At 64.9% G+C, this 18,058-nt stretch carries 13 protein-coding genes; 5 read left to right on the top strand and 8 right to left on the bottom strand.

The window, feature by feature from the left end:
- Positions 1–4: 4 nt before the first annotated feature.
- From bcrD to FLL57_RS02860, 6 genes are all read right to left on the bottom strand, one after another.
- The gene (bcrD, locus tag FLL57_RS02885) at positions 5–838 is read right to left on the bottom strand and encodes a benzoyl-CoA reductase subunit D (protein ID WP_142882085.1); all 834 of its coding nucleotides are present in this window, start codon (positions 836–838) and stop codon (positions 5–7) included.
- Between the two features lie 52 nt (positions 839–890).
- A complete protein-coding gene (gene bcrA, locus FLL57_RS02880) occupies positions 891–2,204 on the bottom strand; it encodes a benzoyl-CoA reductase subunit A (protein WP_047309619.1) in 1,314 nt (437 codons plus the stop codon).
- 11 nt (positions 2,205–2,215) lie between these two features.
- A complete protein-coding gene (gene bcrB / locus FLL57_RS02875; RefSeq protein WP_142882084.1) occupies positions 2,216–3,526 on the bottom strand; it encodes a benzoyl-CoA reductase subunit B in 1,311 nt (436 codons plus the stop codon).
- Positions 3,523–4,707 carry a benzoyl-CoA reductase subunit C gene (gene bcrC, locus FLL57_RS02870; protein ID WP_142882083.1) on the bottom strand — a complete coding sequence of 395 codons (1,185 nt, stop codon included), beginning with the start codon at positions 4,705–4,707 and terminating at the stop codon, positions 3,523–3,525. The genes bcrB and bcrC overlap by 4 nt, the downstream gene beginning before the upstream one ends.
- Before the next feature lie 173 nt (positions 4,708–4,880).
- Positions 4,881–5,900 carry a zinc-binding dehydrogenase gene (locus FLL57_RS02865; protein ID WP_142882082.1) on the bottom strand — a complete coding sequence of 340 codons (1,020 nt, stop codon included), beginning with the start codon at positions 5,898–5,900 and terminating at the stop codon, positions 4,881–4,883.
- 74 nt (positions 5,901–5,974) lie between these two features.
- Positions 5,975–6,499: a MarR family transcriptional regulator gene (locus tag FLL57_RS02860; RefSeq protein ID WP_142882081.1), complete on the bottom strand. Its 525-nt coding sequence runs from the start codon at positions 6,497–6,499 to the stop codon at positions 5,975–5,977.
- A 121-nt stretch (positions 6,500–6,620) separates the two neighbouring features.
- Here FLL57_RS02860 and badH point away from each other — a divergent pair, with 121 nt between their 5' ends.
- From badH to FLL57_RS02835, 5 genes are all read left to right on the top strand, one after another.
- The gene (gene badH / locus FLL57_RS02855; protein ID WP_142882080.1) at positions 6,621–7,388 is read left to right on the top strand and encodes a 2-hydroxycyclohexanecarboxyl-CoA dehydrogenase; all 768 of its coding nucleotides are present in this window, start codon (positions 6,621–6,623) and stop codon (positions 7,386–7,388) included.
- Between the two features lie 29 nt (positions 7,389–7,417).
- Entirely contained in the window at positions 7,418–8,200 is a 783-nt protein-coding gene (badI, locus tag FLL57_RS02850) for a 2-ketocyclohexanecarboxyl-CoA hydrolase (RefSeq protein ID WP_142882079.1), read from the top strand.
- Positions 8,201–8,265: 65 nt separating this feature from the next.
- Entirely contained in the window at positions 8,266–9,417 is a 1,152-nt protein-coding gene (gene aliB, locus FLL57_RS02845; RefSeq protein WP_142882078.1) for a cyclohexanecarboxyl-CoA dehydrogenase, read from the top strand.
- Between the two features lie 57 nt (positions 9,418–9,474).
- On the top strand, positions 9,475–11,118 hold the full coding sequence (gene aliA / locus FLL57_RS02840) for a cyclohexanecarboxylate-CoA ligase (protein WP_142882077.1): 1,644 nt from the start codon (positions 9,475–9,477) through the stop codon (positions 11,116–11,118).
- A 27-nt stretch (positions 11,119–11,145) separates the two neighbouring features.
- Positions 11,146–11,922: an enoyl-CoA hydratase-related protein gene (locus FLL57_RS02835; RefSeq protein ID WP_142882076.1), complete on the top strand. Its 777-nt coding sequence runs from the start codon at positions 11,146–11,148 to the stop codon at positions 11,920–11,922.
- Positions 11,923–12,027: 105 nt separating this feature from the next.
- On the opposite strand, the gene FLL57_RS02830 is transcribed toward FLL57_RS02835, so the two are convergent.
- Positions 12,028–17,112, bottom strand: coding sequence for an Ig-like domain-containing protein (locus FLL57_RS02830; RefSeq protein ID WP_142882075.1), 5,085 nt, complete (start codon positions 17,110–17,112; stop codon positions 12,028–12,030).
- A gap of 148 nt (positions 17,113–17,260) precedes the next feature.
- Positions 17,261–18,031 carry a DeoR/GlpR family DNA-binding transcription regulator gene (locus tag FLL57_RS02825; RefSeq protein WP_235677259.1) on the bottom strand — a complete coding sequence of 257 codons (771 nt, stop codon included), beginning with the start codon at positions 18,029–18,031 and terminating at the stop codon, positions 17,261–17,263.
- Positions 18,032–18,058: the final 27 nt, after the last annotated feature.

Genomic DNA, 18,058 nt, shown 5'->3' with positions numbered 1-18,058 from the left:
ATTATCAGGCGGCGCGGGCCATGTCGGCAAGCCTCTTGTGACGGAAGGCCCCCCACAGCGCTGCGCCGATCGCCCCGGCATAGATCGCGTCCGGATGGCTCTCGATCGCGACGTCGACCCTGGCCTTGACCACGGCGTCTTTCATCGCGTCGACCAGCCCGGCGTCGAGCGCCAGTCCACCGGTCATCTGCACCGTGCCATCGAGGCTACCGAGGGTCTTGAGCAGCTTGGCCAGCCGGTCGGCCATCGATTCATGAATGCCGCGCAGAATGTTCGGCGACGAGATACCGCGCGACACCATGTTGATGACGTCGGTCTCGGCCAGCACGGCGCAGATGCCGGAGACTTTCTCCGGATTGTCGGCACGCTGCGACAGCGAACCGATCTCGTCCTGCGCGATGCCGAGATAGCGGGCGATGTTCTCCAGGAACTGTCCGGAGCCCGACGCGCACTGGCTGGTCATCTTATAGGCCAGCACCTTGCCGCGATCGTCCATGCGGATCGCCCGGCCGTGCAGCGCGCCGGTGTCGAGCACCGCGCGGCTGCCCGGATTGAGATAGATCGCGCCACGGGCATGCGTCGTCATCGAGTAGAAGTGCCCGGTGTGGAAGGTGAGCGCCTCGCCCTCGCCGGTGGTGGCGCAATAGGCGACGTCGGCGCGCGCCAGGCCCGTCTCTTTCAGCAGATCGTCGTAGATGTCGCCGGCGAGCTTCAAGGGATCGCGCTGCCGCACCCGCTCGACCCGCTTACCGAGGCAACGCTCCTGGTCGCCCTCGACCGCGAACGCCACCACCTTGATGGCCCCGGTCCCGACATCGATCCCCGACGTGATGGTCATCGTTTTCTCCTCGCAAGTCCGGCCGAGCGTTCGATCATCCGAGCGCTACCATTCACGCCGCGACGGCGCGGCGGGCGAATTCGGAGGCGCCGAGGGCGCCGGTGTAGATCGAGTCCGGATTGATGTTGATCGTCACCTCGCCGTAGTTCTCCTGGATCAGCTTGCGCAGCTCGCGCACCGCCGCCTCGTTCTTGGCGACGCCGCCGGTGAAGGTGAACTGATCGGTGACGCCGCCCGAGCGCGAGATGATCGAGATCGCCCGCAGGATGATGGCGCGGTGCAAGCCGGCCAGAATGTCCTCGCGCTTCTCGCCGAGCGACAGCCGATCGCGCAGTTCGGCACCGGCGAACACCGTGCAGGTCGAGTTGATCCGCGCCGGGCGATTGGATTGCATCGCCAGCGGGCCGAGCTCGTGCAGCCCCATGTTCATCTCGTCGGCGATGTAGCCGAGATAGCGGCCGCAGCCGGCGGCGCAGCGGTCGTTCATCTGGAAATTCTCGACGATGCCGTGACCGTCGATCTGAATGCCCTTGGTGTCCTGGCCGCCGATGTCGAGCACGGTGCGCGTGCCGGGATACATCATGTGGGCGCCGAGGCCGTGGCACAGGATCTCGGAGCGAATGTGCTCCTTGGAGAACGGCAGCGTCACCCGGCCGTAGCCGGTTCCGACCAGATAGGTTTCCTCCAATTCGATCCCGAGCGCCGATTCGATCATCGCGGCGAAATCGCCTTCGCCGTCGGCCGCGTGCGAATCCGCAGCCAGCATTCGCGCTACGGCGCGGCGAAACTTGTCGCTGAGGTCGCCGCCCGGCGGCCGGTTCTCGACCTCGATGATCGACTTGTCGTAGGCGTTCAGCACCATGTCGAGCGCGATGCCCATCTCGCGGGCCACCGCTTCGGCGTGGACATGAAACCGCGAGCCGGCGATGTCGCGGAAAAAATCCGACTTGCGCTTGGCACCAGGAGCATAGAGCGAGGCCGCCTCCTGCCGCAGCCGGGCGAAGATGATGTGCAGCGCCTCCTGCAGCGGGCCGGCAATCGACTTGAAGCGATCCGCCTCGAGCTGGCGATGACACGTCTCCTCCAGATCGTCGAGCTGCTCGAGAAACTGGATCAGCCGGAAGTTGCGCTCCAGCGCCGCCAGAAACTCGGCGCTATGCTCGTGGCCGGCCTCGCCGACGTGAAGTGCGCGGCGGAACAATGTGAAGCGGGCGTCGATCCGCGCCTCTTCGGAGGCGACGCGGGCGGCGGTAGCGTAGTTCGAGCGAGAATTGGTGATGCCGCGCCCGATAACCTCCTTGTTCTCGTCCATCAGCACCGCCTTGGTGGTGGTGGAGCCGAGATCGATTCCAACGAAAGTCCGCATCGTTGCGCTCCTCAGGCGGCGCCGCGGAAGCCCGCGCGCTTCTGTTCGATCATCTGGAAATAGCTCTCCAGCCGGTTCTTGACGTTGGCGGCGGAGAAATAGCGCGGGTCGACCAGATCGGTCTCGATGAACGCCGCCGGCTTGCCGGTGCGCTTCTCGACCTCGCGCATCATCAGGAGCTGGCCGGCGGAGAACGAATTGCAGCTCTTGATCGAATTGATCAGAAGGCCGTCCGCCTGGTATTCGTTGATATAGTTCTCCAGCATATCCACCCGCATTGGCAGGTTGCGGTTGGTGTAGACATTGAGGCAGTATTCGGCGAGCGACTCCAGCGGGCGGTCCGGATCGTGGCGGAAGCCGTAATCATAGGTGCCGCCGACCTTGGTGTAGCTCGAGGCGACGACGACCGCGCCCTCGTCGTAGAACATCTTCCAGAACTGGCGGAAATTGGTGTAGTTCGGCGGGCCTTCGACCACCAGGCGGTAGCGCTCCTGCCCCATGTTGCCATCGGGCGTCACCGGCCCCTTGCCCTGCGCGATCCGCTGCTCGACCTCGGCGCGCAGGAATTTGTAGTATTCGATCGCGTCGTCGGTGCCGCGGAAGGCGCCGAAAATCGGCCCGATGTAATAGATCCCGCCGAAATAGGCGTCGATCGGCGACGGCTTGTGCTTGGCCGATTGCAGCACCCAGACGTGATCGTCCTCGGCCTTGGCGGATTTGCGCAAGTATTCGCGCAGCCGGTCGATGTCGAATTTGACGCCCGAGATCCGTTCCAGCTTCGGGATCACGTCCTGCCGGAGCTGCTTGACCATATAGCTGATCATGTCCGTGGTGATCCGGCCGTCGGCCAGATACGGCGTCTGGAACATGATGGTCTCGCACTTGTACTGACGGCGCAGCAGCTCGAACCATTTCATGAAGGTGAAGCAGCCGGTGTAGGACAGCAGCAACACGTCCGGATCCGGCAGCGGCTTGCCGTTCGGGCCGATATTGCCCTTGGCCATCATGCCGATGTCGGATTTGACGTAGGTGCAGACGTCCTCGGAATGGCCGAGCTTTTCCGCCTCCATCACGTAGCCGCCGCTTTGCCGCCGCAGCCCGTTCTGGATCGCGTTGACCTCCGGCAGGTTGTTGACCATGTCGAAGCACATCAGCAGCTCGTTGAGATTGCCCGGCACGAAGGTCGCGGCCACCTTCTCGCCGCGCTCCTTGGCGCTCGCGAGGCGATCGTAGTGAGCGTTGACCATCTGCTTCTGCCGCGCCATCGACGCATCCTTGATGGCTTCCGGCGGCTTGGTCTTCGGTCCGACGATGACGGTCATGCTCCGCTCCACAATTTGATCGAATCGGCGAAGGTGCCGGCCTGCTCGCGGATCGGCTGCATCTGGCCGGAATTCTCGGCGTATTTGAATGCGATCTGTGGGATGCCGTGGCTCTTCAGTACCGCTTGCAGCATCGGTCGCTCCAGCAGGCCGGGATCGCAGAACGACGTCATGGCGAAGATCACGCCTTCGGCGCGGTTCTTCCGCACGCTGTCGACCAGATACAGCCCCTTCTTGGCCTCGTCCGGCTCGTATTTCGGCGGCGTCGATTTGGAATCGTGCAGATCGGCGCGAGCGAGATTTCGCAACGGATCGCCGTCGAGCGCGACGTCGGAATTCTCCCAGCGCGTCACCAGAATGAAGTCGTCGTCGACAATGTAGCAGCCGGACAGCTCGATCGACTTGATCAGGTTCAGCGGTGGCTGCTCGCAGAACATGCCGCAGATCACCACGCGCGAATTATCCTTGATCGGCCGTTGCTGCAGCCGCACTGCCGCCAGGTAATTGGTGAGCATCTGGTTGTGCTCCTCGACCGGGATCACCATGCCGGCGCGGAGCAGCAGATACAGCTCCGACGACGGCACATTCCACGGCTCGTCGGCGCGCAGTTGATACAGCGCACGGACCAGCCGGCGGTTGTCGTTGAACACCGCGATCGAGGCGCGGATCGCATCGGAGGTGATCGGCTTGCCGGTGAGGCTCGACAGCCATTCGCAAGTTTCGCGCAGCTCGCTGACATAGAACTCGCCGCCGAGATCGTCGTCAAAATTGTGCGGCAGGTCGATGTAGCGCGCGCCCTTGGACGGGAACATCAGCTTCCACATCCCCGACAGATTGCGGATCACGTCGCAGATCGATGGGAACATCATGCCGTCGACGAAATCGAGCCGGCCGGAGACGCCGAGCTCGATGGTCGAACGCGGAATTCGGCAGATGTAGCTCTGATAGTAGGCGTCGCCGTGGATGACTTCGAGCTGGTCGCCGCCACCGAAGATCCCGAGCGGCAATCCGCCGGCGGCGTGCACCAGTTCGCGGGGAGCGTAGTAGGGAAGAAAGCCGACCACGATGCGGCCGGGCTCTGCGGCCTTCCATTCGCGGGCGGCGGTGAAGCTGAGGTCGGAGAACAGCGCCTCGCAACGGGCGATGATGTCCGCCGTGGTGTGATGCGGCCTGTCGAGCATGCCGGTCGTCCTCCCCTGCCCGGCGGCTCTGCCGGGGTAGCGCTGCCGGCCATTTTCCGGTCCGGCGATTTAAATGTAATCTAGTATTAGAATGCGAAAATTAATTTGATGCGGATCAAATTTGACGATGGAAGAGCCGACACGCGACGGACGGCGCTCCGTCGCAATGAATCTCAGATGTCGATCGCGATCTTGCCGAACTGGCTGCCGGATTCGAGATGATCGAATGCGGCGCGGATATCGTCGAGCGGATAGCGCAGATCGATCGGCGGCGTCAGCTTTCCGGCATCGCACCAGGCGATCAGTTCGGAAAGCTCACTCGGGTTGCCGAGGGTCGAGCCGAAGATCTGAAGCTGGCGGATGAACACCCGGCGCAGATCGGCCGGCGGCTGATCGCCGATCGTGGCACCGCAGGTCGCGACCCGTCCGCCGCGCACCAGCGATTTCAGCGCCGCACTCCACATCGCGCCGCCGATGTTCTCGATCACCACGTCGGCGCCGCGGCCGCCGGTCAAGTCCATCACGGCGGCGGGGATCTTATCGGCGGGCGCATCGATAACCGCATCGGCGCCGAGCGCCCGGGCCCGCGCGAGCTTGTCGGCGCTGCGCGAGGTCGCCAGCACATGGGCGCCGGCGGCCGCAGCAATCTGCATCGCCGCGAGCGACACGCCGCCACCAACCCCGAATACCAGCACGGTTTCGCCCGGTTGCAGCTTCGCCTTGGTGAACAGCATCCGCCACGCCGTGAGATAGTTCACGCCGAGCGCAGCTGCCTGGGCGAAATCGAGCCGGTCAGGGATCGGCAGTGCATTTCCGGCCGGCACGCAGACATACTCGGCCATGGTGCCGTCGCGATGCTCGCCGAGCAGGCTCATCTTGGCGCACAGCACCGGCTCGCCGCGGCGGCAGAATTCGCAAGTGCCGCAGACGATGCCCGGATACAGCGTCACCCGCCGCCCGATCAGCTCCGGCATGTCCGCCTCCTCGATCACGCCGGCCCCATCCACCCCCATGATCTGCGGCAGGCTGTGGGTGATGCCGGCGCCGCTGTCGCGCATGTAGAGGTCGACGCGGTTGACGGTCGCAGCGCGCATCCGCACCAGCACTTCACCAGGGCGGCGCTGCGGCATCGGGCGATCGCCGACCTCGATCACCTCGTTGCCGCCGTGACCGGTCATGAATGCCGCCTTCATCGCCTCCGCCCCCTCGTCTTGTTATCGCTTCCGCCCGATAGACGTTGGATGACGCCCGCGCGCCTTGACCAAAGTCATTCCAGTTCCGTCGCCGCTTCGCCCACAGCGCCATCGTCGAGACGCTTCATGTTGTCGAGGATCTTGAGCAGGTAGTGCAGCGTGTGGGTGACGTCGTTGATCGAGAAATCGCCGAGCACTTCGCCGTAATAGGCACGGATCTTCGGCTGCGCGAGCACCTCCCAGACGTGGCGACCGGACTTGGTCATCGTCACCAGCCGTGAGCGGCGGTCGCGCTCGTCCGGCAGGACTGCGACATGGCCGTCGCGCTCCATCCGGCCGATCAGGCCGGTGAGGTTCTGCCGGCTAACCATCAGATAGCGCGCCAGATCGCCGATGCTCATGCCGCTCGCCGCGGCTGGCCGCGACAACGCGCCCAGCACCGCCCATTGCTGCGTCGTCAGTCCCTCGGCCTCGACCGCCCGCGTGCCGGTTTTATGCAACATATTTGCGCATTGATAGAGGCGGAAGAACAGCCGGTTGGCCAGCTCCATCTTCGCATCCGCAGCATTATCGGCACTCGATTGCTTCTCTGCCATCATAGACGATCTTGACGCATCTTCGGAACGCCGGCTAGATATAACAATATATTGTCCTAGTTGCCAGCTTCGATCGCGGGCTTTCTGGGGAAAAGAGATCAGAATCAAAGAGGAGCGAGCGAGGATGGCGCGGCTGCAGAACAAGACGGCGGTGATCACGGGTGGCGGCGGCGGCATCGGCGGGGCGACGTGTCGCCGGTTTGCGCAGGACGGTGTCAAGGTCGCGGTACTCGACCTCAATCTCGACGCAGCCGAGAAAATCGCCGGCGAGATCCGCGCCGCAGGCGGCACGGCGGAAGCGATCCGCTGCGATATCGCCGACCGCAAAAGTGTCGACACCGCTATCGCGACGACGACGGACAAACTGGGGCCGGTGGACATTCTGGTCAACAACGCCGGCTGGGACATCTTCAAGCCGTTCACCAAGACCGAGCCCGGCGAATGGGAACGGCTGATCGCCATCAACCTCACCGGCGCGCTGCACATGCATCATGCGGTGCTGCCCGGCATGGTCGAGCGGCGCTACGGCCGCATCGTCAACATCGCCTCTGATGCAGCGCGCGTCGGCTCGTCGGGCGAAGCGGTGTACGCCGCCTGCAAAGGCGGCCTCGTCGCATTCTCCAAGACCTTGGCACGCGAACACGCCCGCCACGGCATCACCGTCAACGTCGTCTGCCCGGGACCGACCGACACCGCGCTGCTTGCCGGCGTGACCTCCGGCGCCGCCAATCCGGAGAAGCTGATCGAGGCCTTCACCAAGGCGATCCCGCTCGGCCGGCTCGGCAAGCCGGACGATCTCGCCGGCGCGATCGCGTTCTTCGGTAGCGACGACGCCGGCTTCATCACCGGCCAGGTGCTGAGCGTCTCCGGCGGCCTGACGATGAACGGCTGAGCCCAATCAACAATAACGGGAGGATTCCGATGCAGTTCGAAGACCTGATCTATGAGATCCGCAACGGCGTGGCGTGGATCATCATCAACCGTCCGGACAAGATGAATGCGTTCCGCGGCACCACCTGCGACGAGCTGATCAAGGCGCTGTACAAGGCCGGCTACGACAAGGACGTCGGGGCGATCGTACTGGCCGGCGCCGGCGACCGCGCCTTCTGCACCGGCGGCGATCAGTCCACCCACGACGGCAATTACGATGGCCGCGGCACCGTCGGGCTGCCGATGGAAGAACTGCACACTGCGATCCGCGACGTGCCCAAGCCGGTGATCGCCCGCGTCCAGGGCTATGCGATCGGCGGCGGCAATGTGCTGGCGACGATCTGCGATCTGACGATCTGCTCGGACAAGGCGATCTTCGGCCAGGTCGGCCCGAAGATGGGCTCGGTCGATCCGGGCTACGGCACCGCGTTCCTGGCCCGCGTCGTCGGCGAGAAGAAGGCGCGCGAGATCTGGTACATGTGCAAGCGCTACTCCGGCAAGGAAGCCGAAGCGATGGGCCTCGCCAATCTCTGCGTGCCGCACGAAGAGCTCGACGCCGAAGTGCAGAAATGGGGCGAGGAACTGTGCGAGCGGTCGCCGACCGCACTCGCCATCGCCAAGCGCAGCTTCAACATGGACACCGCCCATCAAGCCGGGATCGCCGGCATGGGGATGTACGCGCTGAAGCTCTATTACGACACAGAGGAATCGCGCGAAGGCGTCAAGGCGCTGCAGGAGAAGCGTAAGCCCGAATTCCGCAAGTACATCAAATAACCGCTCTCCCGCCGACGAACGGCGCCGGCAACGCCCGGCGTCCCAATTCTCGAGGAGGGCGAGGCATGAATCCATATCTGAACGAAGACCTCGTGGCGCTGACCGGGCAGGCGCGGCGGTTCGCTGCCGAGCAGGTCGCGCCGGGATTTCAGGAGCGCGACCGGACCCGGGTGCTCGACCGCGGCTTGATGAAGGCGATGGGCGAGATGGGCTTCATCGCGCCCGAACTGCCGGAAGCTTGCGGCGGGCTCGGCATGGGCAGCCTCGCGGCCGGCGTGATCCACGAGGAGATCGCGCGCGCCGACCTCAGCATGTCCTACGTCAATCTGCTCGCCTCGCTGAACGGGCAGATCCTATCGCAGCACGGCCAGCGCGAGATCGTGCAGCCGTGGCTGACGAAGCTGATCGCAGGCGACGCGCTGTTCGCGATCGCGCTGACCGAACCGCGCGGCGGCTCGGATGCGGCGAACCTGCGGCTGCGGATCGAGCGCGACGGCGACGACTACATCGTCAATGGCGAGAAGACCTCGATTTCCGCCGCCGATCAGGCCGACGCCGCGGTGGTGTTCGGCCGCACCGGCTCGATCGAGTCCGGCGCTCACGGCGTCACCGCACTGCTGATCCCGATGGACCTGCCCGGCATCACCCGCAACAGGTTCGACTGCCACGGCCAGCGCGCGATCGGCCGCGGCTCGCTGTTCTTCGAGAACGTGCGCGTCCCGGCCGCGCATCGGCTTGGCGACGAGAACAAAGGCTTCGTCCAGGTGATGCAGGGCTTCGACTTCTCGCGCGCACTGATCGGCCTGCAAGTGCTCGCAGTCGCGCGCGTCGCGCTCGAGGAAACCTGGGCGCACGTCGCCGAGCGGCAGGCGTTCGGCAAACCGCTGTCGGCGTTTCAGGGCGTGTCGCATCCGCTCGCCGACCTCGACACCCAGGTCGAGGCCGCGCGACTGCTCTGCCTGCAGGCGCTGTGGCTGAAGGACCACGGCGCGCCGCACAGTGCCGAGGCAGCAATGTGCAAATGGTGGGCGCCGAAACTCGCTTACGACGTGATCCATCAATGTCTGCTGATGCACGGCCACGGCGGCTATGACCGCGGCCCGATGGAGCAGCGGCTGCGCGACGTGCTCGGCTTTCAGATCGGCGACGGCACCGCGCAGATCATGAAGACGATCATCGCGCGCCACCGTGCCGGCCGCGCCGCAGTGCCGGCCTGAGCGGAGGTGCCGCCGAGACACTCTGCATTCATAACTAATAACTATTCCGGGGGAAACATGGAGTTCGACGCTGTTCTGCTGCCGCCACGCCGCGCCGCGAGCATCGCCGCCGGCCTGTGGCACGACCGCACCATCAATGACGATCTCGACGCCTGCGTGGCGCATTGCCCCGACAAGGTCGCACTGACCGCGGTCCGGCTCGACGGCGGCGCGGTGCGCCGCTTCAGCTACCGTGAGCTTGCGACGCTGGCCGATCGCGTCGCGGTTGGCCTCAGCCGGCTCGGCATTGGCCGCGGCGACGTCGTGGCGATGCAACTGCCGAACTGGTGGCAGTTCACCGTGCTATATCTCGCCTGCTCGCGGATCGGCGCGGTGCTCAACCCGCTGATGCCGATCTTCCGCGAGCGCGAACTGTCGTTCATGCTGAAGCACGGCGAAGCCAAGGTACTGGTGGTGCCGAAGAGCTTCCGTGGCTTCGATCATGAAGCCATGGCGCGCGGCCTGCAGCCCGACCTGCCAGCGCTTCGGACCATCGTAGTCGTCGATGGCGGCGGCGCGGATGATTTCGACACGCTGCTGACGACGCCCGAGTGGGAAAAGGAAGCGAACGCCGCCGCGATCCTGAGCCGCAGCCGGCCCTCCCCGGACGACATCACACAACTGATTTACACCTCCGGCACCACCGGCGAGCCGAAGGGCGTGATGCACAGCGCCAATACGCTGATGGCCAATATCGTGCCTTACGCGCAGCGGCTCGCGCTTCGCGAGTCCGACGTGATCCTGATGGCGTCGCCGATGGCACACCAGACCGGCTTCATGTACGGCCTGATGATGCCGATCATGCTGCGCGCCAGCGCAGTGTTGCAGGACATTTGGGATCCGGCGAAAGCCGCCGAGCTGATCCGCGCCGAGCGCGTCACCTTCACTATGGCGTCGACGCCGTTCCTCACCGATCTGACGCGCGTCGTGAAGGAGAGCGGCGAGCCGGTGCCGAGCCTGAAGACCTTCCTGTGCGCCGGCGCGCCGATTCCCGGGCCGCTGGTCGAACAGGCTCAGGCTGGGCTCGGCGCCAAGATCGTCTCGGCCTGGGGCATGACCGAAAACGGCGCGGTGACGCTGATCAAGCTCGACGACGATGACAAGCTCGCCTCGACCACCGACGGTTGCCCGCTGCCCGGCGTCGAGGTCAAAGTGATCGACAGCGACGGCAAGGCGCTGCCGCCGAACCAGATCGGCCGGTTAGTGGTGCGGTCGTGCTCGAATTTCGGCGGCTATCTGAAGAGGCCGAACTGGAACAGCACCGACGCCGACGACTGGTTCGACACCGGCGACCTCGCCTACATGACGGCGGACGGCTACATCCGGATCAGCGGCCGCAGCAAGGACGTGATCATCCGCGGCGGCGAAAACATCCCGGTCGTCGAGATCGAGGCGCTGCTCTACAAGCATCCCGCCGTCGCCCAGGTGGCGATCGTGGCCTATCCGGACGACCGGCTCGGCGAACGCGCCTGCGCCGTGGTGGTGCCGAAGACCGGGGCGAGCATCGACTTCGCCGCGATGGTCGAGTTCCTCAAGGCGCAGAAGCTGGCGCTGCAATACATCCCCGAGCGCCTCGTGGTTCGCGACGCGATGCCGGCAACACCGTCCGGCAAGATCCAGAAATTCCGGCTGCGCGAGATGCTGCAGCAGGACGATCTTTAGACCACACACCGACCACGGAGCACGACCTTGTCGTCCAATCCCATTATCACCGAAACTCAGGGCCGGGTCGGCATCATCACGCTGAACCGGCCGGAAGTCCTCAACGCGCTCAACGACGCGCTGATGGATGCGCTCGGCGCGGCGCTGCTGGCGTTCGACGCCGACGACGGCATCGGCGCGATCGTGATCACCGGAAATGCCCGCGCGTTCGCGGCAGGCGCCGACATCGCCTCGATGGCCGCGTGGAGCTATAGCGACGTCTATGGCTCGAACTTCATCACCCGCAATTGGGAGACGATCCGCCAGGTGCGGAAGCCAGTGCTGGCCGCGGTGGCCGGCCTCGCTTATGGCGGCGGCTGCGAACTGGCGCTCGCCTGCGACATCGTGATCGCCGGCCGCAGTGCCCAATTCGCGCTGCCGGAAATCAAGCTCGGCCTGCTGCCCGGAGCGGGCGGCACGCAACGCCTGCCGCGCGCGATCGGCAAGGCAAAAGCCATGGACATGTGCCTGTCGGCGCGACCGCTCAACGCCGAAGAGGCCGATCGCTACGGCCTGGTATCGCGCGTCGTCGATGACGACAAGCTGCGCGACGAGACCGTGGCGCTGGCCAGCACGATCGCGGCGTTCTCCGCCCCGGCGCTGATGGCGCTGAAGGAAAGCCTCAACCGCACCTTCGAGAGCACGCTCGCCGAAGGCATCCTGTTCGAGCGCCGCGAGCTGCATGCCCGCTTCGCCAGCGCCGACGCCCACGAGGGCATTCAGGCTTTCCTGGAAAAGCGGGCGCCGCGCTTCACCCACCGATAGTCGTTCTGTTCTTTGGTGGAATCGGGGCTGCGCTAATCCTCGTTTCTCGCGCCAGGGCCACGGAACGCTGCTGCGTTCCGTGGCCCTGTAATCGTTCGCGGCAGATCAGACGAAGCGGAAGTCGTCTGCGGCGAGCGAGCCGATCTGCGTATTGGCCAGCGTCAGGCTGTTGTCGGCATCGAGCGTCACGACGACGTCGTTGCCGACCTGCGTGGTGTGCGACATCACGTCGGTGAAGTTCGCAAACATGCTGCTGGAGAACTGCAACACGTCGGCCGAGCTGCCCTTGGTGGCGAAGTCGGTGACGATGTCCTTGCCGAAGCCGGCCGTGAACACGAATACATCCGCCCCCGAGCCGCCGGTCAGGATGTCGTTGCCGGCGCCGCCGGTGATGATGTCGGCGCCGGAGCCACCCTTGATGATGTCGTTGCCGGCACCACCGTTTAGGATATCGTTCTCCGAACCGCCATCGATGTCGTCGTTGCCATCGCCGCCGGAGATGATATCGACGCCAGAGCCGCCCTTCAGCATGTCGTTGCCGATGCCGCCGTCGACGACATCGTCGCCCGAGCCGCCGTCGAGGCTGTCGTCACCGGCACCACCGAGCAACTTGTCGTTGCCGGCGCCGCCGGCGATGACGTCGTTACCGCCGCCGCCGTTGATCACATCGGCGCCGTTGCCACCGGTGACACGATCCGCCCCCTCGCCGAGGACGAAGCTCTCGATGCCGGTGAAGTGGTCGGTACCGATGCCTGCACCGGTCGCGGTACCGGTCGTGAAGCTGATGGTCACGCCCCCGGTGGCGTCGGACAGGTCGAGCGTATCGAAGCCGGCGCCGCCGTCGATGGTGTCGTCGCCGGAGCCACCGCGCAGCACGTCGTCGCCGCCGCCGCCGATCAGGGTGTCGTTGCCCGAACCGCCGAGCACGGTTTCGATGTTGCGCAAGCTATCGTAGCCGATCTCGTCGCCGGAGGCCCATCCCGACGACAGGTCGGCCACGAAGCCGGCGCTGTCGGCCGTGTAGTCCGCCACGTCGTGACCGTCACCGCCGTCGAGTTCGTCATCGCCAGCGCCGCCGACGAGAATATCGCTACCCGCACCGCCGATCTGCTCGTCGTCGCCGTCTCCGCCGACGAGGATATCGTCCCCGTCGCCGCCATCGATCCGGTCGTCACCGGCGCCGCCGTCGATCGTGTCGTTGCCGGCGACGCCGAAGACTTCGTCGTCGCCCTCGCCCGCCGCGATGACATCGTCACGCGACGTCCCATTCAGGACATCATCGCCCGGCGTCCCGACCGGGGGCTCGGGCTGCGGCGCGACTATCACAGTCACGTTTGCCGTTGCAGTACCTCCGCGCCCGTCGGACACCGTGTAGCTGAAGGTCGCATCACCCGAGAACCCTTCGGCCGGAGCGAAGACGACATTGCCGACGTCGTCGAGCGAAACCGTGCCGCCGGTGCCATTGGCCACCGACAGGATCGCCAACGGATCGCTGTCTGCGTCATTGTCATTGGCGAGCAGAGTCGATGCTCCGATCGTCAGCACGGTGCCGTATTCCGTCCCTAGACCGACGTCGTCGGACGCCACCGGTACGGTATTGGGCGGGCTGATGGTCAGGCTCTGGGTTGCCGTATCCTTGCCGCCACGCCCATCATCGACCACGAAGGTGAAGCTGTCCGCGCCGACATAGCCAGTCGTTGGTGTGTATCGGTAAGTGCCATCGCTGTAGACCAGCACCGAACCGTGCGACGGCCCCTGCCCGAGACTGAACACAGGTGCGGCCCCTCCATCGGCGTCGGACGCGGTGAGCTGACCGATGATCAAGCTATTCACCAGGCCAGCGATGTGCCCGTCGGTCGCGTCAGGAGAACTATTGGCCGGCAGGCTGTCGCCGGCGTTGGCGATCTTGACGAAGTGGACGTCGTCCAGCGCGACGCCGGCGCCCCAAGAGTCCGCCACGCCGGTGTCGACGAACTCCAGCCGGTTCGAACCATTCCCGGAGCCCCCGATCACGTCGAAGCTCAGCGTCGCCCAATGAGCGGAGGTCTGCGGCGGCAGGCCGCTGAAGACGACCTGACCGTTCCATAGCACGGTGACGCCGTCGTCGTAGCGGACATTGTCCGAGTCCGAGAGCGAGAAGCTCACCCGGTAGATTGCACCGGTCTCAACGCCGGTGATCGTTTGGCCGAGCTTGTTCCGCTGTGCCAGATTGGAGCTGTCGAGGTCGATCCAGAACTTCCCGTCCTTGGCCTGGATCCCGCCGTAATTGTCGAGATGCTGCTCGATCCGGTTGACGTTGGTCCAGCCGACGATCTGCTTGTCGTTGTTGCGGTAGCCCCAATCGGAGCCGCCATTGTAGTTGCCGGACTCGCTGATGTCCTCGAAGCTGCCGTTGACGATCAGGTCGGTGCCGATCGCAACCTCGGACGAGGACGATTTGATGGTCAGATCCAGCGTCGCGGTATCCTTTCCGCCACGCCCGTCATCCACCAGGAACGTGAAGCTGTCCGTGCCGGAGAAGCCGGTGGTCGGCGTGTAGCGATAGCTGCCATCGGTATAGACGAACACCGTGCCGTGGGACGGACCCGTGTCGAGACTGTAGATCAGCGAGCCGCCAGCGTCCTGATCCGATGCCGTGAGCCGACCCGTGATGACGGCGCCCTTGAGCCCCTCGGCATGATCGTCCGTGGCAATCGGAGCGTGGTTTGCTGGCAGGGCATCACCGGCGTTGACGACCTTGACGAAGTGCACGTCGTCCAATGCCGCGCCGGCGCCCCAGGAGTCGGATACGCCGGTGTCGATGAATTCAAGCCTGTTGGTGCCGTTGCCGGAGCCGCCGACCACATCGAAGCTCAAGGTCGTCCAGGCGGTGCCGGTCTGGGGCGGCTTGCCGTCGAAGATCACCTCGCCGTTCCACAGCACCTTCACACCGTCGTCGTGGTTCACCGTATCGGAGTCGGACAGCGAAAAGCTCACCCTATAGGTCGCGCCGGCCTCGACATGCGCGATCGACTGACCGATCCGGTCGACGGTCGTTCCCGTCTGCGAATGGTCCATATCGATCCAGATCCGACCGTCCTTGGCGACAATGCCGCCGTAGTTGTCCCAGTGCTGCTCGATGCGCTTGTTGTTGGCATTGGTCCAGCCGACGATCTGTCCGTCCGGGTTGCGGTAGCCCCAGTCACCGGTGCCGTTGTTGCCGGAGGATTCGCTCAGATCCTCGAAGCTACCGTTGACGATCAGGTCGGCGCCGACCGGAATGCCAGCCACCACCGTCAGGTTGACCGCCTGCTCGACGAAGCCGCCATGTCCGTCATTGGCAAGGAAGGTGAAGCGATCCTCACCGACAAATCCGTCGGCCGCAGTGTAGCGATAATTGCCGCCCACGTCGAAAGCGAGAGCGCCATGCGCCGGGCCGTCGCCGACGGTGTAGGTCAGCGCGTCACCGTTGGCGTCCACCGCCGCAACCTTGCCGTTGAGGGGCAAAATCTGGCTGACGACATGATGCGTCTCGTCGGCCACCGGCGCGACATTGCCGGGTGCCGGCAGCACCGGGTCGGACAGCTTGACGAGATGAACGTCGTCGAGTTCTGCGCCGAAGCTGCCGCTGGCGCCTTCGAAGATCAGCTCGTTGGATCCGTCGCCGGCGCCACCCGTGACGATGAAGTGCAGCTTGCTGCCGGCAGCCGAGGGAATCCCCTGATAGAGTACCTGGCCGCCCCATTTGACGCTGACACCGTCTTCTCCCGTCGGCAGATCAGCGAGCGAGAAGCTGAGGCGATAGACCGCGCCCGTCTCGGCGTTTTCGATGTGCCGGGTCAGGACTCCGCCGCCGAAGTCGCCCTCCGCGATCAGGTCGGTGCCGACCGCAATGGTCGATGGCGTCGCAAAGGCCGGCGCGGAAGCCAGCACCGCCTCGAGGCGCGGCAGCAGCGCCGCAATCTCGGCATCCGTCCCGGCGACGGCCATCGCCGCGAGCTGGGCGCCGGTGAACGTCACGCCATCGGAGGTCGTTATCGACCCAGGCTGGTGGGCCGGATCGACTCCGTCACGGAGGATCAGCGCATCATTGCCGGCGCGCACGATCAGATGATTGTCCATGCGGATCACATCGACGCTCGCCGACGTCACGCCATCGAGGCGGATCGTGCTTGCGCTGTCCAGCGACACCAGGTCGATCCCGTCGCCGGCGTGGAAGATCACCTCGTCACCGGTCGCGACGATGACGTCGTTGCCGACGCCGCCGGTCAGCACATCGGTGCCTTCGCCGCCATCCAGGAAATCGTCGCCGCTCCCGCCGATCAGTTGATCGGAGCCACCAGCACCGAACAGCAGATCGTTGCCAGCGTCACCGTAGATCACGTCGTTACCGGCCCCTGCACGCACGACGTCGTCGCCGTGCATCGCGTAGACCTTGTCGGCACCGGTGGTGCCGTTCACCACATCCCACTGCTCGGTGCCATAGACGACGTTGGTGTTGTTGACGAGCGCCTCGAGCGCAGGACGCGCCAGTTGGGTATTGTCGTTGATGATGCCGTCGACGCCGAGATTGAGCGCGTTCCGGACGTCCGCAACGGTTCCGTCGACGGTCCAGCCGTTGACCTTCAAGCCGGCCGCGTGGGCTGCTGCGACCAGCTCCGACGTCAGCGACGCCATCGTCGGCGCGACACCATCCGCATAGGTCGCGTAGCGCGCGATGCTTTCGGCGGTGAGAGCGCTGCCTGTCAGTTGCACCAGCGGGAGTTCGACGCCGTACTTGGTAAACAGCGTGTTGCGAACGAACGGCAGCTCCGATCCGAAGGTTTGAAACACGATCCGCTCCGGGTCGGCGAAGTCGTGAGCCACCAGAACCTTGATGATCGCCTCGGCGGTCGCATTGTCGGCGGCCTTGTTCTCGATCAGGATGCCGAGCTTGCGACCGGTTTCGGTCTCCATCGTCTTGGTCAGATCGATCAGTTCGTCGAGCGTCACGATCGACGGCACCTGCGCCTTGACTTCCGCATAGGTCATGTTGGCGATGCCGCCCGACAGATCGTCATGATAGCTGACCACCACGCCGTCCTTGGTCAGACGGAAGTCGGTCTCGACATAGTCGGCGCCGTAGTTGAATCCCCAACGATAAGCGTCGATCGAATTGTCGGTGTACGGGTTGGTGCCGCGGTGCGCGTAGAGAGTGACATCGACAGACATGGCTTCGTCTCCAGGGGGTAAGCAGGGGATCGTTGAGGCAAGAAGGGACCATCCCCGCCGCAGAGCTGTGCGGCGGGTTGCGAACGTGAAGGGATGTTGGTCAGCCGCGCTCCATAGGAGCGCGGTCGTTTCGTCGGGACGCGGGCGTTCAGTCCGTCAACGAACTCCTGACGAACTGAACGCCGGATTGATCCAGGATGCGCCGGATTTCGGGGGGCGGATCCGCTTCGCAGAAGACGGCGTTGACCTGGTCGATGCGGCCGCCGTGAACGTGGGCGGGACGCATGAACTTCGAAGAATCCAGCACGAGATAGGAACGTCGGCAGTTGCGCAGCATCGCCTCGCGCAGACGAACTTCCTCCTCCGAAAAATCGAGCAGTGAGCCGTCCGCGTCGATGCCGCCGACGCCGAGGATCGCGATATCGACCTTGTAGGCGGCAAAGAAGCTGTCGACCGAGGGGCCGCAAACATCGAGGTCGCCGCCACGCACCGTGCCGCCGGCGATCGCCAGCGTGAAATCCGAGTTCTGCCCGATCATCAGCGCGAGCGGCAGATTGTTGGTGACGATCTTCAGACGGCGATGCGAAAGCAGCGCCTCGGCCACGAACTGCGACGTAGTGCCGATCCCGAGCGACAGGGAATCGCCGTCGTTCACATAGCGGGCCACCGCGGCAGCAATGCTCTGCTTGGCTTCGCGGTTCAGCACGCGGCGATCCTTGAATGTCAGGTTTCCACTTCTCGCCACGCTTTCGATGCCGCCGTGCCGCCGACGCGCCAGACCCTGATCGCACAGCGCGACGAGATCGCGGCGGATCGTCTGGGTGGCGACGGAGAAGCGCGCCGCCAACTCGTCGACGGAGATGAAATCCCGGCTGCGCAACATCTCGGCGATCGCCGACTGGCGCGAAGATCCGGTCACTGCGTTCAAGGGAGCATCTTGTTCGTT

Source organism: Rhodopseudomonas palustris (assembly GCF_007005445.1).
Lineage (GTDB): Bacteria > Pseudomonadota > Alphaproteobacteria > Rhizobiales > Xanthobacteraceae > Rhodopseudomonas > Rhodopseudomonas palustris_G.
This window is presented reverse-complemented; position numbering and strand designations above follow the sequence as displayed.